22 protein-coding genes and 1 pseudogene are annotated in these 22,203 nt (G+C 47.4%); 11 read left to right on the top strand and 12 right to left on the bottom strand.

Translation table 11 applies throughout. The features are described from left to right. The 5 genes and pseudogenes from PMG25_RS22465 to PMG25_RS22445 form a co-directional block, all read left to right on the top strand. Nucleotides 1-430, top strand: a pseudogene (locus PMG25_RS22465) (hypothetical protein); the annotation flags it as partial. 170 nt (nucleotides 431-600) lie between these two features. Beyond that, a complete protein-coding gene (locus tag PMG25_RS22460) occupies nucleotides 601-807 on the top strand; it encodes a hypothetical protein (protein WP_283769136.1) in 207 nt (68 codons plus the stop codon). Between the two features lie 16 nt (nucleotides 808-823). Beyond that, nucleotides 824-1,270 carry a PIN domain-containing protein gene (locus PMG25_RS22455; protein WP_283769135.1) on the top strand — a complete coding sequence of 149 codons (447 nt, stop codon included), beginning with the start codon at nucleotides 824-826 and terminating at the stop codon, nucleotides 1,268-1,270. Between the two features lie 274 nt (nucleotides 1,271-1,544). After that, the gene (locus PMG25_RS22450) at nucleotides 1,545-2,108 is read left to right on the top strand and encodes a sulfotransferase family protein (RefSeq protein WP_283769134.1); all 564 of its coding nucleotides are present in this window, start codon (nucleotides 1,545-1,547) and stop codon (nucleotides 2,106-2,108) included. A 17-nt stretch (nucleotides 2,109-2,125) separates the two neighbouring features. After that, complete coding sequence (locus PMG25_RS22445; protein WP_283769133.1) at nucleotides 2,126-3,118, top strand: glycosyltransferase family protein; 993 nt, start codon at nucleotides 2,126-2,128, stop codon at nucleotides 3,116-3,118. A 9-nt stretch (nucleotides 3,119-3,127) separates the two neighbouring features. Here PMG25_RS22445 and PMG25_RS22440 read toward each other — a convergent pair whose 3' ends face one another. The 6 genes from PMG25_RS22440 to psb34 form a co-directional block, all read right to left on the bottom strand. Then, nucleotides 3,128-3,829, bottom strand: a complete 702-nt coding sequence (locus tag PMG25_RS22440; RefSeq protein WP_283769132.1) for a sulfotransferase family protein — start codon at nucleotides 3,827-3,829, stop codon at nucleotides 3,128-3,130. A 157-nt stretch (nucleotides 3,830-3,986) separates the two neighbouring features. Next, complete coding sequence (locus PMG25_RS22435) at nucleotides 3,987-4,460, bottom strand: CAAD domain-containing protein (RefSeq protein WP_283769131.1); 474 nt, start codon at nucleotides 4,458-4,460, stop codon at nucleotides 3,987-3,989. 273 nt (nucleotides 4,461-4,733) lie between these two features. After that, nucleotides 4,734-5,078 (bottom strand): hypothetical protein, encoded by a 345-nt coding sequence (locus tag PMG25_RS22430; RefSeq protein WP_283769130.1) that lies wholly within the window; start codon nucleotides 5,076-5,078, stop codon nucleotides 4,734-4,736. Between the two features lie 22 nt (nucleotides 5,079-5,100). Next, nucleotides 5,101-5,979, bottom strand: a complete 879-nt coding sequence (locus tag PMG25_RS22425) for an ABC transporter permease (RefSeq protein WP_283769129.1) — start codon at nucleotides 5,977-5,979, stop codon at nucleotides 5,101-5,103. A 53-nt stretch (nucleotides 5,980-6,032) separates the two neighbouring features. Further along, complete coding sequence (locus PMG25_RS22420; RefSeq protein ID WP_283769128.1) at nucleotides 6,033-7,067, bottom strand: ABC transporter ATP-binding protein; 1,035 nt, start codon at nucleotides 7,065-7,067, stop codon at nucleotides 6,033-6,035. 122 nt (nucleotides 7,068-7,189) lie between these two features. After that, entirely contained in the window at nucleotides 7,190-7,360 is a 171-nt protein-coding gene (psb34, locus tag PMG25_RS22415) for a photosystem II assembly protein Psb34 (RefSeq protein WP_283769127.1), read from the bottom strand. 247 nt (nucleotides 7,361-7,607) lie between these two features. Here psb34 and PMG25_RS22410 point away from each other — a divergent pair, with 247 nt between their 5' ends. Beyond that, nucleotides 7,608-8,141 (top strand): hypothetical protein, encoded by a 534-nt coding sequence (locus PMG25_RS22410; protein ID WP_283769126.1) that lies wholly within the window; start codon nucleotides 7,608-7,610, stop codon nucleotides 8,139-8,141. Nucleotides 8,142-8,189: 48 nt separating this feature from the next. On the opposite strand, the gene pheS is transcribed toward PMG25_RS22410, so the two are convergent. Then, the gene (pheS, locus tag PMG25_RS22405; RefSeq protein ID WP_283769125.1) at nucleotides 8,190-9,182 is read right to left on the bottom strand and encodes a phenylalanine--tRNA ligase subunit alpha; all 993 of its coding nucleotides are present in this window, start codon (nucleotides 9,180-9,182) and stop codon (nucleotides 8,190-8,192) included. 87 nt (nucleotides 9,183-9,269) lie between these two features. Here pheS and PMG25_RS22400 point away from each other — a divergent pair, with 87 nt between their 5' ends. Both PMG25_RS22400 and PMG25_RS22395 read left to right on the top strand, forming a co-directional pair. Then, nucleotides 9,270-9,647, top strand: coding sequence for a hypothetical protein (locus PMG25_RS22400; protein WP_347178917.1), 378 nt, complete (start codon nucleotides 9,270-9,272; stop codon nucleotides 9,645-9,647). A 227-nt stretch (nucleotides 9,648-9,874) separates the two neighbouring features. Next, the gene (locus PMG25_RS22395; protein ID WP_283769123.1) at nucleotides 9,875-11,323 is read left to right on the top strand and encodes a HAMP domain-containing methyl-accepting chemotaxis protein; all 1,449 of its coding nucleotides are present in this window, start codon (nucleotides 9,875-9,877) and stop codon (nucleotides 11,321-11,323) included. 1 nt (nucleotide 11,324) lies between these two features. Here PMG25_RS22395 and PMG25_RS22390 read toward each other — a convergent pair whose 3' ends face one another. Then, complete coding sequence (locus tag PMG25_RS22390; protein ID WP_283769122.1) at nucleotides 11,325-12,356, bottom strand: FecR family protein; 1,032 nt, start codon at nucleotides 12,354-12,356, stop codon at nucleotides 11,325-11,327. A gap of 183 nt (nucleotides 12,357-12,539) precedes the next feature. Between PMG25_RS22390 and PMG25_RS22385 the strand changes: the two genes are divergently transcribed. Then, nucleotides 12,540-15,311 carry a CHAT domain-containing protein gene (locus tag PMG25_RS22385; RefSeq protein ID WP_283769121.1) on the top strand — a complete coding sequence of 924 codons (2,772 nt, stop codon included), beginning with the start codon at nucleotides 12,540-12,542 and terminating at the stop codon, nucleotides 15,309-15,311. Nucleotides 15,312-15,367: 56 nt separating this feature from the next. Here the strand turns inward: PMG25_RS22385 and PMG25_RS22380 are convergent, their stop codons facing one another. Then, complete coding sequence (locus tag PMG25_RS22380; protein WP_283769120.1) at nucleotides 15,368-16,300, bottom strand: hypothetical protein; 933 nt, start codon at nucleotides 16,298-16,300, stop codon at nucleotides 15,368-15,370. 449 nt (nucleotides 16,301-16,749) lie between these two features. Here PMG25_RS22380 and PMG25_RS22375 point away from each other — a divergent pair, with 449 nt between their 5' ends. Then, complete coding sequence (locus PMG25_RS22375) at nucleotides 16,750-17,469, top strand: response regulator transcription factor (protein WP_283769119.1); 720 nt, start codon at nucleotides 16,750-16,752, stop codon at nucleotides 17,467-17,469. A 223-nt stretch (nucleotides 17,470-17,692) separates the two neighbouring features. On the opposite strand, the gene PMG25_RS22370 is transcribed toward PMG25_RS22375, so the two are convergent. Next, nucleotides 17,693-18,727, bottom strand: coding sequence for a YdcF family protein (locus tag PMG25_RS22370; protein WP_283769118.1), 1,035 nt, complete (start codon nucleotides 18,725-18,727; stop codon nucleotides 17,693-17,695). A gap of 259 nt (nucleotides 18,728-18,986) precedes the next feature. Between PMG25_RS22370 and PMG25_RS22365 the strand changes: the two genes are divergently transcribed. Further along, entirely contained in the window at nucleotides 18,987-20,186 is a 1,200-nt protein-coding gene (locus tag PMG25_RS22365) for a pentapeptide repeat-containing protein (RefSeq protein ID WP_283769117.1), read from the top strand. 76 nt (nucleotides 20,187-20,262) lie between these two features. On the opposite strand, the gene PMG25_RS22360 is transcribed toward PMG25_RS22365, so the two are convergent. Then, a complete protein-coding gene (locus tag PMG25_RS22360; RefSeq protein WP_283769116.1) occupies nucleotides 20,263-21,051 on the bottom strand; it encodes a GNAT family N-acetyltransferase in 789 nt (262 codons plus the stop codon). A gap of 80 nt (nucleotides 21,052-21,131) precedes the next feature. Beyond that, a complete protein-coding gene (locus PMG25_RS22355) occupies nucleotides 21,132-22,007 on the bottom strand; it encodes an SDR family oxidoreductase (protein ID WP_283769115.1) in 876 nt (291 codons plus the stop codon). Nucleotides 22,008-22,203: the final 196 nt, after the last annotated feature.

Below are 22,203 nucleotides of genomic sequence, written 5' to 3'. Positions count from 1 at the left end.
GGTGTGGGACATCACCACAGGAGAGTCCTTAGCCGTCCTGGAGGGTCATCAGGATGAGGTCAGCTCCATCGCCATCACCCCGGATGGTTCTAAGATCATTTCTGGCAGCAATGACAGAACCCTGCGGGTGTGGCCGGCAACGTGGCAAGGGTGGTTAGAGGTGGGATGCGATAGATTGCGACTCCATTCTTCATGGGTTCGCGCCCCCCTTGAGCCACCCTCAGAGGAACGGGAGATGGCCTTAGAAGCGGTTCGCACCTGCGAGCAGTTGGTCTGGAGCGATAGGTCAATTGCCGAGTTGCGGATACAGCAAGGTCTAGCCCTAGCCCAGAATGGAGAGGTGGAGCGTGCCCAGAAGCTATGGCAAGAGGCGCGGCGCTTGGATGAGGCGGTGTATGAGGAGTATGAGGAACGGCTCGGTGGGGGTTAGAAACCCGGTTTCTGGGAGAAACCGGGTTTCTCTGGTTCCTAGGGAATTGATTGGTGGGTATCCTAGATTTGGGTATAAAGGGAATGGGGCGGGTTTAGGGAATTGATTGGTGGGTATTCTAGATTTGGGTATAACCCGCCCCTACTGGCGACTGATCTTTGAGGCTAAATATGATTAAAACCATTAATGTCAGTGGACTCAATTCAGAACAAATTCAACAAATCCAAACTATTATTGAAGCGTTTAAGGCTAAAAATGAACTGGATAAATTGTCTGGTTATCAATACAATAAAAGTCGAGATATTATTGATGATTTGACAGACCATCCGATTCAAGTAGATGGTTTCCTGAGCCGTGAAGAAATTTATGACCGTTAACGATGGATGAAGTTTAATGGACTTGAAGTTTATTGATACTAACGTTTGGCTTTATCGGTTCTTTGATGACCAACGAATAGAAGCTCAGGAAAGACAACGAAAGCTCAAGATTGCTACTGCGATTACTAACCAAGCGAATCTGATTATTAGTACCCAGGTCATTAATGAGATTTCAGTGAATCTAATTAAAAAAGCCAATTTTGATGAAACTCAAGTTAGAGCGGTGATTCAATCCCTGTATAATCGTTGTCAAGTGGTGAAATTTAATCTCGACATTCTACAATCTGCTTCTGATTTACGCATGAGTTATAGTCTCTCGTTTTGGGATAGTCTGATTGTGGCGAGTGCGTTAGCCGGTGGTGCAGATATTTTGTATTCTGAAGATATGCAAGATGGGTTAAGGGTTTCGGAGCAACTCAATATTGTTAATCCCTTTGAATCTAGGGAATTGGGGTGTGGTTAGAAACCCGGTTTCTCCAAGAAACCGGGTTTCTGGTGGCTACAGGGCAGCAGTAGGTATGGATATTAAAAACATTCTCCGGTTAAATAAGTCACTCTTGGGTGGGAATGAAAAACTCACAATATTATTCAAATTCTACAACCAGAGCCTGCCCACCTGAGTGCTAATTTTTTCAAGATCTTATTGCTTTACACCCTGATTTTTTGTGGTATTATAGCCAAAATAATTTAAATAATCTGTATTCAACGTCATAGAACACAGGACAGTTTCCGGAATCATGCCAGAAGAAATATCTGAGAAAACCCCTTGGAAATACCGAGTCTGGAATATTGGTTTACCTCGTACAGGTACAACCACATTTTGTGAAGCGGTACGAATTTTAGGGTATGAGCGGGTTAAGCATAATCCTCGCTTTGAGGACTTAGGCGAACTTGATGCAGCATCGGATATTGGATGTGTAATTTATTATAAATATTTGGATTACAAATATCCTAACTCTAAGTTCGTTTTATACTATCGAGACTTAGATTCCTGGTTAGCATCGGCGGAATTTATCTACACCAAATATCCCGCCACAACCGTTGATATTGCGATTTTACGACGGATGTTAGTGTATGAGTCTGTTACGTTTGATCGGCAAAAATTCATTACGGCTTACTATCGATATCATGAAGATGTCCATCGTTACTTTCAAAACCGTCCGAACGATCTACTCAGACTCGATATTACCCAGGGAGAAGGCTGGGAAAAACTCTGTCCTTTTCTAGAACTTCCGATTCCTGACGTTCCTTTCCCTCATCTCAACAAACGAACGGATGTTTACCCCGAACCCAAAGTTTAAAGGCTATTATTACCTTGATGCATTCAGATCTAACGGAAAAAAATGTTCAAAGTTATGCTTTTGTCTTTGTTTGTCAACAGGGTGAAATTGAAGGGATGTCCCTTCTTTTGGCTGCTTCTCTGAAGCGATTTATTCAATGTGAATATGAGTTGATTGCTGCCTTACCCACTCCCTTTGATAAATGGGGCATCCCCCAGCCGAGAACTTTGGCATTGCTAGAAGAAATGGGGGTTCGGATTGTTTATTTTGAAAACTATATTCCAGGCAATACGCTCGGCGACCTGCTGACGAATAAAATTTACTGCCTTCAGATTCCGACGGCAATGGATCAGCTTGTCTTTTTGGATTCGGATATGCTCTGTTTACGAAAATTTTATGGAGATGAGCGCTTCTCAATTCCGATCAATGTGGCTTCAACTTTTCGAGCGACGGGAAGAAATTGGAACGCGATTTATGCGGCTGTAAACTTATCTGTACCCACTACTGAAATTGAAACTTTATTTAGTGGTGAAATGCAACCGCCCTATTTCAATTCTGGTTTTATTGGGGTTAAGTCTGAATTAGGGCCGATCTTAGCTCAAGAATGGTTTGAGTGCTTCCATAGAATCAATTCTTCTGGAGCGATGAGGGATAATCCTTATTTTCGGGAACAGGTTAGTTTAGCTGTGGCGATTATCAAAATGGGATTAGAGTACGATCTTTTGGATGAGAGCTATAATTTTTGGGTGAAAGCTCGACCCCTCGACCCCAACAATCTTCCCTATTTTCTCCATCATACTTGGCCTTATCCCATGTTATACGAGCAACCGATTTTAGAAGAAACGATTCGATCGCTCCTCGGAGAATATCCGGGTATGGCCAGAGTGGTGGCTCTATCTCGGTGGCGGTATTATTTTCAACCCAAGTGGTGGGTCTCCATTCAACAAACCCTGTTTGAACTCAATCGCAAACGATTTAAAGAATTTTTTAACCCTTTCTTGAGAGATCTAGGACTGGCACTGTTTGATTAATCCTTTAAGTCAAGCCGTGGGTTCTGCTATGGCGGACATGACTCTGGGTGGAGGAATTGGGGAGGGATAATCGACCAAATCTTTGACGATTTTCTCTTGCAGAACTTTAGGAAACGGTTCAGAAATGAGAGGTTGATTGAAAAAGGTACAGAGTTTCTCCCATCCTTCTCCACCGCAGATATCTAAGATGAGTAGGGATTGGGGGCGATCGCGAAAATAGTTCACCACATTTTGATAGTGTAGATCGTAAACATAGGAGAGGCGATCGCGGTTGAAGTCATAGCAGCCATAAACCGTGGCTCTTAAAAATCGTCTCAGTTTCATCTGCACCTCCCGTTCAGGAGATTCAACCGGTGAGTCACTAAAGGCAGCCCGCTCTCGCCAATAGGGTTCTAGAGAGTCTAGCCACTCTTGCTTGTTGCGAACCGTGAGGATAAACTTACTGTTGGGATAGAGGCGATCGAGATGGGGATAATAAGCTGACACCGTAATATCCGTAATCCCATCCCATTGAGAAAGCACAGAAAAATTATAAGTTCCAGACATTAACTCCTGTAAAGTGGTTGGATCGTCAGGAAAATGAACAGTACGCATCCCCAACCGATAGAGAGCATACGTGAGACTTTTGGTTCCTGTACGAGTCAATCCAATGCCGAATACTTTCGATGCTCCTCGCTGAACTTGACGCTCGTTGTCCGGGTTCACTTCCATGATTGATTAACTCCAGGTTTACTCAAATAGATCGCTGCACTCACTGACAATTTCCAGAGTTATATTACCGATTCCCAAAGGCAAACGCTATAAAAACAAAAAAAATATCGGGTGGCATCAACCACCCGATCGCAGAATATCCGATCGCCACCCGGATTTATGAATCGGCTTTTTGCCCCCCCGTTACCTGAGAGGTTAAACCGGAAATATCTTTGTAGAGTTCTTGACGAGTCGAGGCTTTGAGCATATAGCGCCAAACAAACCAAGCAGCATAGATAATTCCCACCAATTCAAACAGAGGGGCAAGGATAAAGCCCAGAAGGGGGATATGATTCACCGCATCCAAGACTGCCAAGGTGAGGTAAACAGCGACCAAAGCAGTGATGACTAGGGCTACGTTGATTAAGGGTTTTTGATAGGTAACAAAAAATTCACCTACATAGTCCGTTAACCGAGAGAGAATCGTCAGCACTTGGTTAACGGTGTCTTGTCCAGAGGAAGAAGACATCACCGGAGAGGACGCAGGAGACTCGATCAACTCAGCTTTAGGAGTCGGAGCAGGGGCCGATACCGGAGCTGGGGTGGGAGTCGGAGCTGGAGTTGGAGTTTTTTCAGGTTCTTTACTTTGCATAATTGTCTCAATCTCAATTCAGATTCAAGGGTCTGGGTGAGGAGGGTTAAGTGATCGTCACTAACCAGGTTAGCCTATTGCGCTAATGTTCAGACCTACTTGAGACTAGAGCAGAGTTTGATCATTGGCAAGACTTCAGTCACAATTACCATAGGGAACAGGCAATAGGCTTGATTGTAATGGGCAATAGGCAATAAGAAAAACAAAGGTGCGTTAGCTTAGAGTAGCGCACCTAGGGGAAAAACTAGCACTTCTGAAACAGAAGTATAGAAATTATGGAGTTGGTTCTTCCGGGGGTTGGATAGACTCAGAGCTGTTGTTGAGTCGTTCGAGTTGCTGTTGGCGGAATTTAGCGGCAGCATCATCGAGGTTTTGTTGTTGGTCGATGCTGAATTGTTCGGGGTTTCTAAGATTATTTCCCCGTTGTAGGTTGTGCATTAAGTCAAAAAACTGGCTATTTCCGCCCTGACTTGAGAAAACACCAGAACTCCCATCTTGACTTTGAATCTCTTCTAGGGGATCGATGGTGGTTTGGGCAAAAGTGGCTTGAGTCCACAGGCCTAACCCTAGGCCGGTGAGTAGGGTAAACAAGGTGTAGTTTAAGGGTTTGCTAAACATGGAACCTCTGGAAAATCAGGAACTAGGATAAACGACGACGCAGTAGGGGTTGAATTCCGAGGAGGGCGATCGCATCCACGATCAATAGCACCACTAAACACCCTCCGAGGGAAATATCACCCCAGGGAGCAGCCATTACCATACTACCCAATCCCCAATCGGAATGAGTATAAAGATAGCGAATCGGCTCAATGGCATAACTGAGGGGATTGAGACTAGAGACAATTTGTAACCACTGGGGCATAAAGGAGAGGGGAGCCAGGGCGCTACTGGCAAACAGGAGGGGCAAGTTAACCACGAAAATGACGGCGATCAGTTCGATATGGCCAGGAAGGGCAAAGCTCAGGCCTAAACTGACTCCAGTTACCCCTAAAACCAACAGGAGAATAATCAGGGTAATGAGAGCGAGTCCAGGGAGACTGGGAAATCCTGCCCCCAGAAAGATCCCGGCAATCATGATCGCAGCCGTTTGAATGAGGGCGAGGGTGACGATATAGATGGCACTGGCGAGGACAATGGAGTAGCGAGAGCTGAGGGGAGCGACGAGCAGACGGTTGAGAAAGCCAAACTCGCGGTCAAACATGACGGGAAGTCCGGCATTGAGGGCCCCGGAGAAGGCGGTAAAGACGATCACTCCTGCGCCTAGGAATTGCCCATAGTTGAGGCGATCGCCTAAAAATCCTTCGGGAGCATTTTGAAATAGCGCCCCAAAGAGGACTAACCACATCAGAGGCTGAATCACCCCAGCAATTAGGGTTGCCGGACGGCGCTGGAGTTGGATAAACAGGCGCTGAGTCAGAGCTAGGGTTTCTTGTATCAGTTCGCCCAAGGAGAATTGGGAACGTTCTTTCAGGGTCGTTAGATCCAAGTCAAGATTCGATTGAGGGGATGTAACAGTCATAGGTTTATTTCGGTTCAGAATCCACAGTTTTAAAGGGTCTCTACGATTTGAGATTAACGCATATTTTGTTTGCGTTCTTTCTTCAAATCGCGCGTACCTGCTGCGGCCAGTTCCGCATCCATGAGGGTGCGTCCGGTCGCCGCGAGGTAAACATCATCTAAACTGGGTCGAGATTGGGCAATACTAAAGACAGGTAATCCCGCTTGATTTAAGGCGTGTTGCACGTCAATTAATACGGTGGATTGGGTAGCCGTCGGATCGCTGTTGACCACTAAGTTCAAGGAATTGCCCTGAGCGCTGTTGATAATCACCTCTTGAACGCTGGGTAATGCTTGCAGGAGGCTTTTGGCTTGTTCGGCTTCATCGGGGGGGCAAAATTCCCGAATTCGCAGGGTAATGCGATCGCCCCCTACTTCGGTTTTCAGGTCTGAAGGAGTTCCGCAAGCAATCACCTTACCTTGGTCAATAATCGCCACGCGATCGGCTAAAACATCCACTTCTTCCAGGTAATGGCTGGTGATTAAAACCGTCGTTCCCGACGCTCGCAGCTCCCGCAGGAAGTCCCACACCACCACCCGACTTTCAATATCTAAGCCCACAGTGGGTTCATCTAACACCAATACCTTGGGTTGGTGCAACAGTCCGGCCGCCAAATCTAAACGTTTGCGAATTCCCCCCGAATAGGTTCCCGTTTTCTGATCGGCGTACTCTTGAATACCCAAGCGGTTAATCATCTCTTGGACGCGATCGCCAATTTCCTTCCGAGGAATATGATAGAGAGAAGCTTGCAGGTTCAATAATTCTCGACCCGTTAACACCTTATCTAGAGCCACTTCCTGGGCTACATACCCTAAGAGTTGTCGCGTGGCTTTCGGATAATCGACCACCGAAATTCCCGCCACTTCCACTGTTCCACCATCGGGAGTGCTAAGTGTACATAAACACCGCAAAGTCGTTGTTTTTCCGGCTCCATTGGGCCCTAGTAAACCGAAGATTTCCCCCGGTTGAACATCTAGGGATACATCTTTCACCGCATCAATGTTGCCATACCGTTTTTTGAGATTTTGAATCAGAATCGCTGGAGTCATGGGTTTCAGGGAGTATTTAGAATAGACTAGGGAATAGAAACAACAATAACCCCTCCAGAATACTATCTAGAGGGGAGAGAGGAGAGAGAGTTACGACGACCCAACTTGAGGGTTGTTTGACACTAGCTAACAGCAAAGGAAATAAAGAAGAGAAGTCCTACGAATACTGCGGCGATACCACCCATAATTGCGTATTGGGTTTTTTGAGATTGGGTTGGAGGTTCTGCTTGATATACTTTCGGCTCTCTAGCAAAGTTGTTGAGACGGCCGCCTTCTTCTGTGGTATATGGCATTTTTTCGGACTCCTGTGTTTGTTTATGATAACTATCTTAACAAATGTTTACAAAATTGGCTAGAGTCTGGAGGAATTTTTTTATCGATCGCCTGAACCCCCCCCGACCAGGGTATAGTCAATTCGATTAAGGTTGAGACACGACAATACACACACAACCTGTCTAGAATACCCGTATCTGTAGTAGGGGCTTTCCGGCCGCTCGCCCCTACAAATGATATCATCATGGCTAATAGAGGGTTAGAACCATGAAAAAAATCACTTTACTCTTCAGTCTTAGCTGTACCCTATTCGCCTCTCTCTTCACCCTAGAGAGTAAGCCAAGTTTAGCGCAAACTTGTAACTATTTCGCAGGGACGGCAGTGGGGGGACAAAGTATCAATGTCGATCTCTGTTCCATTGCTCCAGCGAGTCCTGAAAGTGTGGATTTTGTCTATTTCTTGGGCAATGACAAAGTAGTGAGTCAAGCAAACTGCGTTCAAGGGCATTGGGTCTCATTTCCAGAGCGACAAGTGAACCGTCCTCAGTCGGAAGCCACCCAGAGAATGCTAGAAATTGTTTGCAGTTATCGCATTGAGGAAACCAATGTTCCTAGGAGTCGTCAAGCGCTTGTTTTCGATCCTCCCTCAAATGTTAGAGTCTCGCCCAATGGAGATATTTTGTGTTCGGTGAGCGATCGCAGGGAAATCAATATTTATGGGTCTGATGGTGGAGGGTGGTATTATACGGATGCCTGTGGACAGATCGGAGTCATCCACCATAGCCAGATTACCAAATTCTAGCCATTTTGATCAATAGGCTAGTCATCGGTTCCTTGGCTCCTCCACTCCTTAAAACTGGCGTAAAAACCTCAGATCGCTGCTGTAAAATCGGCGAATATCGTCAATTTGATGCAATACCATGGCAAAGCGTTCAATCCCAAACCCCGCCGCAAACCCGGTATAAATTTCTGGATCGTAGCCTACCGCTTTTAATACATTCGGGTCTACCATGCCGCAGCCTAAGACCTCCAACCATTTGCCATTCCATTGCACATCCACTTCTGCGGAGGGTTCCGTAAAGGGGAAATAACTGGCTCGAAAGCGGATATCCACCTCCCCAAACATTTGGGTGAGAAATTCTTTAACTGTGCCTTTCAAGTCTGTAAACGTGAGACCTTCATCCACTGCCAGCAACTCCATTTGGTGGAAAACCGCCGCATGGGTAGCATCGACAGTATCGCGACGATAGCAGCGTCCGGGAGCCACAATGCGGATGGGGGGGTCATTCTTCTCCATGTAGCGAATTTGCACTGAGGAGGTATGGGTGCGGAGGAGATTACCATCGGGGAGATAGAAAGTATCTTGCATATCTCTAGCGGGATGGTCGGGGGGAGTATTGAGGGCTTCAAAATTATAGTAGTCGGTTTCCATTTCTGGGCCGGCGGCAATGGTATAGCCGAGGCCGACAAAGATATCGATCGCCCGATCAAACGTACTATTCAACGGATGAGTGCGTCCTTGGGGACGATAGACCCCAGGCATAGTCACATCCAGAGTTTCGGCTTCAAGTTTGGCTTCAATTTCCGCCTGTTGTAAGGCGCTCTTTTTGCCCTCGATCGCCGCAAACAGGGCCGTCTTTACCTCGTTCGCGACTGCACCGATGCGGGGGCGATCGCCGGGGTCTAATTTCCCCATTCCGCCCAATACTTTAGGTAACTGACCTTTTTTGCCCAGATAAGTCACCCGCAGTTCCTCAAGCTTCTGGAGATCCTCGCAAGAGGCGATCGCCTCCACTGCGGCTTGTTTGAGGTCAGCTAATTGTTGTTCAAGGTCAGTCAACATATCCATTCTCGGCGCTGGCAGGTCTTCAAAGAGCATAATGGCTTACCTGATGTTACCATTATTCCCGTTCTCCACTGCCAGATTCTTATGACGATTGTCCTTTCTTCCCAAGAGATCGCCCATTATCGCACGGAGTTAGCCGCCGAGCCGGAAGCCCTAGAAGCCTTAGACCAAATTGAAGACTGTGAAGGAGATCTCGAAGATGCAGCCCTCTCCCTTGGCATTCAAGCCGGACAACAACCCGATCGCACCGACTGGTTATCTGGAGTCGCCAAACGCTGTCGGGTTATTTTATGCCAAGATCCCTGTCAGAGCTATTTTCAGCAAGGACAACTCACGGCTGTCGTTAGCACCCTGAAAGCGGCACAAGTCTGTCCTCCTCTTCTAGTTACTCCCGTGGTTTTGTATGTCTTGAAATCTGGTATTGAATCCTTTTGTGATCCTTTAAATTACAAACAAAATTAAAGTTTTTTTTAGTTCCTCTCCATCAATCTAGGCTATAATTGAGAGGACTACAAAATTCAGTTATTTAACGTATTTTTCCGTTGGAATCAAGATCGAATATTCCGTGTTTTAACGGTTGCATCAGTATTGATGCTTTTTATCGTATTCATATACCCCCTTCTCAGAAACAAGCTTCTCAAAACTGACCGGAGCGCGTAGCGTCACCCTATCCCATAGGAGGTTCCGTCGTGAAACTGAGCGAAAAGCTATACTTAGGGTTTGGTCTTCCCTTAGTGACTTTATGCATAGTTGGATTTTATGCTATTTATTCTTTTAATCGGATTAATTATCAGATTCAAACCATCTATGACGATCGAGTGGTTCCCTTATCGCAATTAAAACGAGTCTCAGATGAGTATGCCATCCACATTATTGATGCAGTAAATAAAGCCAATGCGAACCAAATATCCTTAATGCAAGCTTTAGTTTCTGTGCAAAAAGCGCAAGTAGAAATTGAAAGAAATTGGCAAGCTTATATCCAAACAGATTTAACCCGTGAAGAAGAAACTTTAGTGCAGGAAATTCAACGTCTATTTATTCAAGCAAACCCAGAGATCAAAAATTTAGAACAAGTTCTAAGATCGGGCGATCGCCCCACATTAGATCGTCTGGATGGAGACCTGTATCTGGCGATCGATCCGATTACACAACGGATCGATCGGTTAACCGAATTACAACTTCAAGTCGCCGGTCAAGAACGGCAAATTGCTGAGAATATTTACAGAGAAACCCTATTAGTTTTTATCCCTCTCCTAATCGTAGCTATCTTGGTGGGATCTCCCGCAGGGTTTATCATTATTCGCCGAGGGATTACGGCTGCGTTGCAAGAGGTGATCGATGTTATTGCTCTATCCTCTACTGAAATCGACTCCATTGCCCAAGAACAGGAAAGAATTATCAGTCAACAGGCTGTTTCTGTAAATCAAACGAAGATGTCCATTGATGAACTCAGTCAAACAGCCAAAAAATCTGCACAACAGGCCGAATCAACCGTGAGTAATGCCACCAATGCGCTGGAACTGAGCCAAGCGGGTAATCAAGCCGCAGAACATACCCTGGAGGACATCAATACTTTAAACCAACAAGTCAATGGGATGGCCACAAAAATTGGAGAACTGAGCCAATATGCCCAAGAAATTGCCAGTATTTCGGAATTGGTGAGTAATTTAGGCAACCAAACCAATATGTTAGCTCTCAATGCGGCAGTCGAAGCGGTGCGAGCTGGGGAATATGGGAGTGGGTTTGGTGTCGTGGCGGCAGAAATCCGTAAACTCGCTGATGAAAGTCGAGAATCAGCCGTGAAAATCAATCATTTGGTCAATGAAATTCAAGGGGCGATCGGGGATACGGTGACGATCGCCGATCGCGGTAAGGTAACCGTGCAAAATAGCACTAAAACCCTGAAAAACACGGCGGAGTCATTTTTGGGGGTTACTCAATCAATTCAGGAAGTCTTTGTCAATAATCAAGAAACCTCCTTAAGTACCCAACAACAGCAACAGGCGATCGCCCAAATCTTGCAAGCGATTAACGAACTCAATACAGCCGCTAAAATTAGCACCGATGGCATTAGTCAACTGAAATCGGGTACGGAGCAACTGAAAATCGCCGCCGAACAGTTAAAATTTATGGTTTAAGTTAATCTCTAACATCCACATTCAAAATATAACGTCGTTCGCGCACCGAAGGGCCCCGCAGAACAATCCGCACGCGATCGCCAGAACGCACCCGAACCCTAAACTTACCTTGAGCATCGGTGCGTACTTCCCGGTTATTCACATACACAATATCCATCGGATCGGCTTGGGCGAGAATTATAGCCCCATTACCCATTGGTGAAATACTCCGCACCCTCAATTCAGATAAAGATGGCGTAATTTCTTCGAGGGTTGGTGGTTGCTCCGGATTAATCACCGAATAATATCCCGGATTCACCAACTCTTCTCGGCCTTGACTGAACACTCCCACCTGACCCTTAATCGTGGAAATCGCCGTTTTGCCATCTGGGCCCACATTCACCCCAAAAGACGTACCTCGCACCCCTGCAACCCCGGCCGGAGTCCGCACCCGCACTGGAGCATCCTCCGTAGAATTGGATTGGGCAATATCCAGATTCTTTAATCGGGCGATCTGCTCCTCGGTTTGTCCCAATAGACGCTCTGGGTTACTCACCCATGCGGCGATCGAAAATCTGGCTCGGCCAATGCCAATATAAAAGCCGGTAATCGGCCGATTTCCCCCTTCCAGAGTATCCACTTGAAAGGTGGTTTGCGGCGCTAATTCTACCAAACCAATTTGATTATCAATTCTTAATCTCGCTGTTGAATGCTTCCCGGTAATAATCTCATCCTCAGCATTGAGCAATCGATCGCCCACACGAGCAGGGCGACCATTAAACAAAACCGTGCCCTTAATTTCTTCCACCGTAACCGATCGCACTCTGGGCGCTTGCGCCACCTGTAAACTTAAAGATTCTCCTATTCCCGGTAAATCTTGGTTATACTCAACAGTAGCTTCAGGGTGCAGCGTTACAGATACCAGATCGGGCGGTTCTGCGGAACTCGCCGAGCTGTGTTGAGTCCAAAAACTAGAACTTAGAAGACTCAAAAATAGTCCTACTCGGAACAGGGTAGGAAACATTTGAGGAATATAGGAATCAAACAGCTTCATTTTTAATAGGGTGTTTTCAATTTTTGTTTGCTTGTTCAGTCGTCCTGATGCCAATCAGGATTATTTTTCCCTGTAAGATTGCAAGAACTAAATATGAATTGGCGATCGCCCTTTGTCCCCTTATTGCAAATCGATTGTCGCTTCTTCCTGATAGGGCTGGTTTTATTCAGCCTTGGAGGAGCGATGGGGAAGCCGTCTTTCCCCGTCGAGTCTACCCACAATTTACAGCCCTCTGACCGGATTACCCTTTTATCAGGGTCTCAACCCATGGCCAAAACTGTTGATGCAGATTCTCCGGACTCTATTTTTCAACAGGCCCTAGAATGGTATCAACAAGGAACAGCAGGAGGATTCGAGCAAGCGATTCCCTTACTGAAAACGGCTTACCAATTGTATCAGGAACAGGGCCAGGTACAGCGATCGGCACTGAGTGGTTTACTTTTGGGTATTGTCTATAAAAATTTAGGACAATTAGAACCGTCTTTAGACTATGTGCAAGAGGCTTTAGACTTTTATGAGCAAAGTGCCGATCCGGTGGGAATGGCGGATAGTTTGAACCAAATGGGTTTAATTTATCAAATTCAGGCGGATATGGATCGGGCGCTTGAGGCCTATCGTCAGGCACTACCGCACTATCAACAGGTTGAGGATATTGGAGGAGAGGCCTATACGTTTAATAATATGGGTGTGGTTTACGATCGCCTCGGTCAGTATCAGCAAGCCCTAGATTACTATAACCGCGCCCTTCCCCTCTGGCGCGAAGTGGAAGATGGCTATGGGGAAGCGGCAACCCTGAATAATATGGGGATTATTTACGATCATTTGGGGAATTATGACCAGTCTTTACAAGCCTATGAGCAGGCCCTGGTGACCTATCGCACTCTTAAAGATCGGTTAGGGATGGCGCGGACGTTGAATAATATTGGTTTGTATTATGATGCAGTGGAGTTATCCCAACAAGCACTCACCTATTATGAACGGGCGCTACCCTTGTGGGCAGAAGTGGGCGATCGCCCTGGTGAAGCGAGTACCCTAAATAATATGGGTTATGTGTATGCGGATCGGGGAAATTGGGAAAAATCCCTGAGTTATTATGAGCAAGCGCTACCCCTATGGGAACAAGTGGGCGATCGCAAAGGAAAGGCGAGTACCCTAAATAACCTGGGCTATGTTCATGCGAACCAGGGAAAACCAGAAACAGCCCTAGAGTATTATCAACAAGCTCTAAGCATTCGGCAAGAAATTGGCGATCGCCCCAAAGAAGCCCTCAGTCTATATCGTATCGCCCAAGTGCAGCAGAAACAAGGGAAGTTAGAAGAGGCACTGGAGACGTTGAAACCGGCGATCGCCATTATTGAAGATATGCGGATCGCCGTTGCCAGTCAAGAGCTACGCACCAGCTTTTTTGCCTCCAAACAGGACTATTACGAATTTTACATCGATCTCCTGATGCAAATGCACCAAGAGTCTCCCCAAAAGGGCTATGATGCTCAAGCCTTGCAAGTGAGCGAACAGGCTAGAGCCAGATCATTGTTAGATATTCTCGCTGAAGCTCAGGGGGACGTAAGTGCCGGAGTTAACCCCAGCCTCCTAGAGCAGAAAAAAAGCCTGCAACAGCAACTGAGCCTTCAGGAAGAGCGCCGGATACAGATCCTCAGTCGCTCCCATACTCAACGGGAAGCCGAGGAGATCGAGGAAACTATTAAAGTGCTTCTCGACCAATACCGAGCCGTACAAGCCCTAATTCGGGTCTCTAGTCCCCGCTATGCCGCCCTCACCCAACCCCAACCCCTCACCCTAGAGGAGATCCAGACCCAGGTTCTAGACGAGGATACCCTGCTGTTAGAATACTTTTTGGGCAAAGAACGCAGTCACCTGTGGCTCGTTAGTTCTACGGAGATCAAGAGCTATGAATTGCCGGGGCGCGAAACCCTAGAACAGAGTGCCCGTGACTTTCGGGATGCCCTCACCATTCCCATCCAACGGATACGCCGTAAGGTAATGGAAGCAACTGCATTTGACCTCAGTGAGCAGATTTTAGGGCCGGTAGCGGAAGAGTTAGGAGATAAGCGATTGGCGATCGCCGCCCATGGAGCCTTACAATATGTGCCCTTTGCTGCTCTTGCTGTGCCCGGTCTCCCGGAATATAAACCCCTAATTGCTAATCATGAACTCGTTCATCTGCCCTCCGCTTCCACAGTCGCCATCCTGCGACGAGAAACCCAAGGACGCAGCCGCGCCCCCAAAACCTTAGCCGTGCTTGCCGATCCGGTGTTTGGGCAAAATGATGGTCGAGTCAGCAGCAATACCACCCGAAAAGCCCAACCCCTACCGCCAGATTTGGAGCGATCGGCCAAAGAATCCGGTGTTTTATTTGACCGCCTCCCCTACACCCACCAGGAAGCCGAAAGCATTTTAGCCCTCGTTCCTGCTCCAGAGCGTCTCGAAGGCTTTGGATTTAGCGCCAGTCGCGAGTTAGCCACCAGTAACGACCTCTCCCAATATCAGATTATTCACTTTGCCACCCATGGCTTAATGAATAGCACCAACCCTGCCCTCTCTGGGTTAGTCTTTTCCTTAGTCAATTCTGATGGCGAACCCCTGAATGGCTTCTTAAGGCTTCATGAGATTTTCAACTTAAATTTACCCAGTGAATTGGTCGTTTTAAGTGCCTGCGAAACCGGATTGGGACAAAATATAAAAGGAGAAGGGTTAATCGGCTTAACACGAGGATTTATGTATGCAGGATCGCCCCGTTTAGTGGTCAGTTTGTGGAGCGTCGATGACCAAGCCACCGCCAAATTAATGATTGATTTTTACCAGACCTTATTAACAGAAGGAAAATCTCCCAGTCAGGCCTTGCGGGAAGCCCAGTTAAAAATGTGGGAAACCACCCAATGGTGGCAACCCTATTATTGGGCGGGGTTTACCTTGCAGGGAGAGTGGTTGAATTAATACAGCGCGAAGCGCTGTTATGGGGGATAGGGAGGAGACCCATTCCCCATTACCCATTAACGCAATTTTTCTGCCTCTCTTTGAGCCGCTTGGCTATTTTCTTGATAGCGCACGGTTCGGTCTTGGGCGATCTGATAGCGATCGTCAGAAGCGCTCACTTGAGCCATTAAATCACTGGCTTCTTGCCATTTTTGGGCTAACGCTAACCATTCCTGCTCCGTTTGCGCCGTCAGTCCTTCATTCGCCGCAGCTTGGGCCAGACGTACAGCTTGGGCAAAGGAATCGGCCGCAGGGCTAGAAGGCGCAGAATTAGGCGTTTCAGGGGCGTTCGTATCAGGGGATGCAGGAGAGTTCGTTTCTACGACAGGTTGGTTTTGGGCATTAGAATCATTGGGGGTACGCCACCAAGACATGACCCCTAACCCAGCTAAAACCAAGACGGTACTGAAAATCGCACCGCCAATAATGCCTCGACGGAATTGACGCTGCTCTCGTGTTAACTGGGAGGGCGTATAGTTGGGTAGGGGAGTCTTGCGCTTGCGAGGGGATTGAGCTTGTTGGTTATTCGACCATTGTTGTAATAAGCCCGGCTTTTTCAGCACAATTAATTCTGACCAGAGCAATTGACCTTCTGGATCTTGCTGAATTTCTTCCAACCACAACAGTTGTTGCTCGCGCACCAGGCGACTATTAATATTCACGCGCCGAATATTCCGAGGGGCGATCGCCTCTAGAATACTTGTTACCTTCTCCACCAAGGGGGTTTGTTCCAATTGACGCTCTTGTTCGGCTTCACATAACAGTTGGAGAATTCCTCGGTCTAGAACAGCCCTAGTGCGAATCCCTGAGTTAGCTAGTTTTTCATTCAACACCTGAATAATAGCGGCAACGCTACCCTGGCGAGCTTGCTGAAAAATATCATCCATCGGATCGACCCTCTGTCCTTTTGGTGTAAACCCTGGTGGAGCATCAAAGATATTGTTTTTCATTGTGGTTGGCGTGGACTTGTTTTCAAGGAACCAAGAATAGGCAAGGGAGAAAATGCTTCACTCCTGACTTGCCGTAAATCATACTTCAATCTGGCTGCCAACGTCATGAGAATCGGTTAGCCCTAGAATTTTAGGGAGGCGATCGCCTCCTTTTCCCAATGGGTGATTATAGCGCTTTATCTCCTAGAGTCTTAACCCATACAACCGTTACCTCCCTTAAGGGCTACCCCTTCTAGTTTGGACTTTCCTTTGCCATTCGGCTGTACCCATGACCACAATTGCGTATAATCTGTAAGGAAATTATCTTAGAAAACTCACCTATTTCTGAGTGCAGCTTAAAATGGCAACAACTTAAGCTAAGATTTCCATGATTACAGACCCCTTTGTTGCCTCTCCTCGCTTGATGGGGGAGAGAGTCAACTGCCCACTTTAGAAACCTAACCTTAGCAATGCCCCGGATATTAGTCATTGATGACGATCCCGCAATCTCAGAATTAGTTGCCGTCAACCTGGAAATGGCTGGCTATGATGTCAGTCAAGCGCCCGATGGCATAAAAGGCCAAGCTCTGGCGATTCAATTGCTTCCAGATATGATTGTACTGGACTTGATGCTGCCTAAAGTTGATGGCTTTACTGTATGTCAACGTTTGCGTCGAGACGATCGCACCGCCGATATCCCCATCTTGATGTTAACGGCCCTGAACCAAACTCAAGACAAAGTAGAAGGTTTTAATGCTGGTGCAGATGATTATCTCACCAAACCCTTTGAAATTGAGGAGATGTTGGCACGGGTGCGGGCCCTCCTGCGACGCACCGATCGCATTCCCCAAGCAGCTAAACACACTGAAATTCTCAATTATGGCCCCCTAACTCTGATTCCAGAGCGCTTTGAGGTCATTTGGTTTGACACTACGGTTAAACTCACCCATTTGGAATTTGAGTTACTCCACTGTCTTCTCCAGCGCCATGGCCAAACTGTTTCTCCGAGTGAAATTCTCAAAGAGGTCTGGGGATACGATCCTGATGATGATATTGAAACCATTCGGGTTCACGTTCGCCATCTGAGAACCAAATTAGAACCCGATCCCCGTCATCCTCGCTATATCAAAACGGTTTATGGGGCTGGATATTGCTTAGAGTTGCCTTCGACCAAATCAGAAGCTTCTTAATGGTGATGATCTGAACAAGGAGCGGGTCAACCCATCAACTGTATCGGTGGACAGTAGGAAAAGATCCCCCCTTGCCCCCCTTAAAAAAGGGGGAATAGGAAAGTCCCCTTTTTAAGGGGGATTTTCCGCAAGCGGACATGAAAGGGGGATCAAGATGTCCCACATAACAGCGAAAACTGCTATAACTGAGCCAACGGAATTGATATCAGAGGGTTGATTCCCTTTATTTAAAAGGTGACAACCAGCCGCGTAAAAAATAATAAATTGTCGCCAAATATTCATTGGTGACTTGGGTGCTTAAGGTCAGGGCTTGGGAACTAGGAATAAGATCTTCTAAGGTTATTTTTTTCAAAATCGATAAATCTTGACGGGTAATAAAATCAGTCGGGCTAGGAATAACGGTCATTCCCAGTTGAGAAAAGGTGAGTTCGGCCCGATGCATTTGTAGAGCTGAGGTCACTAGAATAATGGGCGTTTTTTGTAATCCTTGCACCTCCATGATTTTTTGGACTTGTAAGGCAGCGCGATACATATTATCCCCTTGAGAAATGGGTTGCAGGTTAGAATTATGGATGCCAAAACGCTGAAGTACATTGACAATATCTTGGGCTTCGTTCGGGGGTTCGGTGGTGGTGAAACTCTCTACCCTAGACCGTCCGGTAACAATGATTTGGGGGTCTTGATTTCGGGAAACGGAGGCCCAAAATATTTCTAGGGTATGAAAAATGAGGTTACCGCGATCGCTTAACTGCACATGACGATGATGTTCTGTGGTTACTGCTTCCGTTGTATTTTGACCGAGAAGAACAATCAGCCGAGCTTGTTCAGTTAAGGGCACAGGACAAGCGGCTTGACAGTTTAGATACCGTTGTTTCGTAGCTATCACGGATTCCGATTCGGCTTGATGGGCCAACGTATCAGCGACTACAGGTAGACTAAAGATAACCAAAATAGCCAACCCAACCCACAACAATGTTTTCCCCGGTTTCGCGATTTCCTTGCCTTTGAAGTGCAGCATCCCCGATAAAATCAGGATGATAGACAGGCCCAGGGGGGTAAGAGGAAAAACCAATAACCTCCAAATGTCTGCTACCACCACTGTACTGGGATTGAAAAAGGTCAAGATAATCAGGGTGAAAATCAGGATTCCGCCCAACCAGGTATAATACTTTTTAGGAATCCATTGCAGGAGAATCGCGTAAGCAATGACTGCAATCAGCAGCCAGAGCAAAAGCCGAGTGAGTAGGGAAAAGAGCATACTGCGGCCAGTCTGGGTTGATGACTCATATGAATTGATGTTCTATCACTATGTCCTATGGGCTGCTGTCCGGACAAGAAATTGTTCTATTTTTCTTGAGGATTTTTTTAACTTCGGGGTTCTTTTTCGCTCTAAAGACACAAAGGATACAGAAAGCAGAAACCAGTGACTCTTAGTCTGAAAAGAGTGAGTGAGTTAACCCGTTATTGAGCCGCAAAGCATGAGACAATAACAGGTTGAACGAGTGAGAGCAACCTTTATGTCCCAACCCCTGACTGAGAATCGATATCCGGAAGTGCTATCTCTAGAGTGGTCTGTTGTATCCCTTTCTGAGTCTACGGGGGATGGGCAACAGTATGATTTATATTTGAGTCTGACCTTGGGTTCTCAGTGGCAGTCCCTGGGCAATGGCAAGCTGCAATGGGGTTTAAAGGGGGGAGAATTAGGGCTGAGGTTGAAAGAAGGGTTTTGGTGTTCAGAAGGAGGTCAGGAGCCGGATTTGAGCGGGATTGGGGTGCGGGCGATCGCCTCTGGAACCCCGGAAAATCTCACCTGGAGGTTAATTCCCCTGAAATCTGGGCAACTATTGGCAGGCTCTATGAGCCGATGCAAGTGGGGGCGGATTCAAGCGAGTTCTAGCCAGGGAGCGCTGGAAGTGATGTTTTCCCTCAAGGCGACGGATATCCAAATTATGGGGGCTGAAGGGTTATGGCCCCATCAAGTCACGCCGAATCAAGTGGCGATCGCCGAGCAAAAATTGGCCCTGATGCTGCTAGAATCCTCAGTGCAACCCTACATCAGTCGCACCGTCTGGCAAGCTCAGGGGGACGTGAAGATGGAACCGAGGAGCGAGCCACCTAGTTTTGATGGGGCGAGAGCCTTAGACCTGATTACTCAAATTACGACTGCCAACACGGAAAACTTCCAAGAACTCGCCCAAATTGCTGGCTTAAACCTTGCCCAAGATTTAGCCGGAGCTAAACTCTTAGGAACCAATTTAAACGGTTTAGACTTGAGCGAGGCTAATCTTTCCCACGTCTATCTACGGGGAGCAGAACTGTGTGATGTGGATTTGAGCAGTGCTAATCTGCAACAGGCTAACTTTGGGGGAGCAGACTTAAGTGGCGCTTATCTGAGTGATGCTAATTTAGAGGGGGCCAACTTCCACCGCGCTAGTTTAGCCCTTGCTAACCTCAGTGGAGCGAACTTAACGGGGGCAGACTTTACTGATGCTAACCTGAGCAATGCTAACCTCAGCGATACCCAGTTAAAGGGGGCGAACTTTACGGGAGCGGACTTAACGGGGGCGGGTATTGTCCTTTCTGATATGACTGATGTTGTTCTCGATGGAGCCAAGGTTAATCATACGCGATTTAAGGATAATCCAGGATTAACACCAGCGATGCACGATGGGTTGCTGCAAAGAGGGGCTATTTTTGAGGAGGAAGAGACGGAGTAAACGGGTTATGACCTTGTAGCGCTTTGGGCTTCTCGGACAGGAACGGGCGGTAATCGGTTCTCTTGAGTTGTGCGGTTTAATGCTTGGGTTGCCGTTTCATTGACCAATACTGGCGATCGCCAAATGAACCTTGATAAACGACCTCAAACCCATTGCGCTCGTAAAATCGCACCGCTCCAGGTGTAGAGGCTTCTAAATAACAGGGTGTCTGGGTGCGATCGGCTATTTGTAGCACGGGTTGAATTAACATGCCGCCAATGCCTTGCCCCTGGTATTCTGGAGAAACACCTAGCATTGCTAAATACCAATGGGGTTCTGGAGCCATCTGCTCATGTAACTGTAGCGTTTGCCCCATCAGACGCATGTAGTCAAATAGCCGTGTCCAACGCATATAAAACGGAATAGTGAGCAGTCCTGATGTTATCAAGGGCAAGAGTTGAGATAAGTTCATCTGGGAGGCTTCTGGGGGCAACCAAATGGCCACACCTTTTAGCTGTTCAGCCGTGGTGTAAATGTGCTGATAGGACTTAGCGTAGCTGAGAAAGGCTTGGTTGCCGTGGTTGAGCGCCCTTCGTTTGGCGCTGGGGTTTTCGGGTAAGAACTCACTTAGGAGCGGATCTTGGCTGAATGCGGCTGAGAGGCAATCGGAGGCGATCGCAAAATTTGATGATTCTAAGGCAATGATATTCATGACGGTGTTAATGGTTTGATTGACGCTCACTGATATCAAGTCCAGGTAATCAATTAAACTAATGTTAAATTGTCCTAACACTCTAACAATACCTTCGCCATTTTCCCGTAGGTTGGGTTGAACGAAGTGAAACCCAACGTATTTGTTGGGTTTTCGGCTGTCGCCGACATGCACGTTCCTCAACCCAACCTATGAATCAAGGCATTTTTGGTTTTGGCGAAGGTATTGCTCTAAGGAACCGGGTTTCTGAACCCCTAAACTTGCCCCTGGAGTGCCTCTAATTGCGCCTGTAGAGGCGGGGGATTATAGCCCAGGGCAAAGGCTTTGGAGCTGTCTAAGGAGACATCTTGGGGGCGGGGGGCTGCCATGGGGACATCCTGTTGGCGGGCGGGTTGGATTAACTCCGTGGGCAGGTGTAGGGATTCTGCCATCAGTTGCCCAAACTGATAGCGGGAAATACGCTCTTTGCCGCCAAGATGCAAGAGTTCCCCTGGATGGTTGAGGGCAAGCAGGAGTCCTTGGGCGGCGGTGGTGGCGCTTACGGGGGTGCGCCATTCGTCGGTGAATAGGGCGAGGGGTTGATTGGCTCGCAAGGCGCGAATAAAGGGTTGGATAAAACTGCTACCCTGGCTAGGAGCTGCGCCGAACATCAGAGGCATCCGGCACAGGGTGACTTGGGGATAGGCTTGGCGCATGGCTTGTTCTGCTTTTACTTTTTGCTGTCCATAATGGTTAACGGGGGATAGGCGATCGCTTTCTCGGTAAGGTGCGCTTGTGCCATCAAAGACGAGATCGGTGGAGGTAAAGACGCAGGGAATTCCGGCAATGGCGCTGAGTTGGGCAATTTTGACGGCAGCGTTAATGTTAATTTTGTCGGTTTCTTGGGGATGATTTTGGCAATAGTTGGGGCTGGATTGGGCGGCGGTATGAATTACAGCATCGGGTTGAATGTGGGTGAAGAGGCGCTCTAGGGCGCTGAAGTCCAGGAGATTAAGGGCGGAGAGGGTAATCTGGGGTAAGCTGAGGGCATGGGTATGGTAGGTTCCGTATACTTGCCAGTGAGTTTGGGCAATTGGGCAGAGGTTCCAGCCTAAAAAGCCACTTGCCCCGGTGATGAGTAGTTTTTTCATGGGAGTTGTTTGGAGTAGGAAGAGTGGTTGCCCTCATCCCCCAACCCCTTCTCCCACGGGAGATGGGGAGAAAAGTCCCTCTCCTTTGGGAGAGGGATATAGGGAGAGGGCAGATGTCGGAGGAAAAAGAGTGGTTGCCCTCATCCCCCAGCCCCTTCTCCCACGGGAGATGGGGAGAAAAGTCCCTCTCCTTTGG

Origin of the sequence: Roseofilum capinflatum BLCC-M114 (genome assembly GCF_030068505.1) — a bacterium.
In the GTDB taxonomy this organism is placed as follows: domain Bacteria; phylum Cyanobacteriota; class Cyanobacteriia; order Cyanobacteriales; family Desertifilaceae; genus Roseofilum; species Roseofilum capinflatum.
Note: the sequence above shows the minus strand (reverse complement) of the source record. Positions and strands in the feature narration are given on the sequence as shown.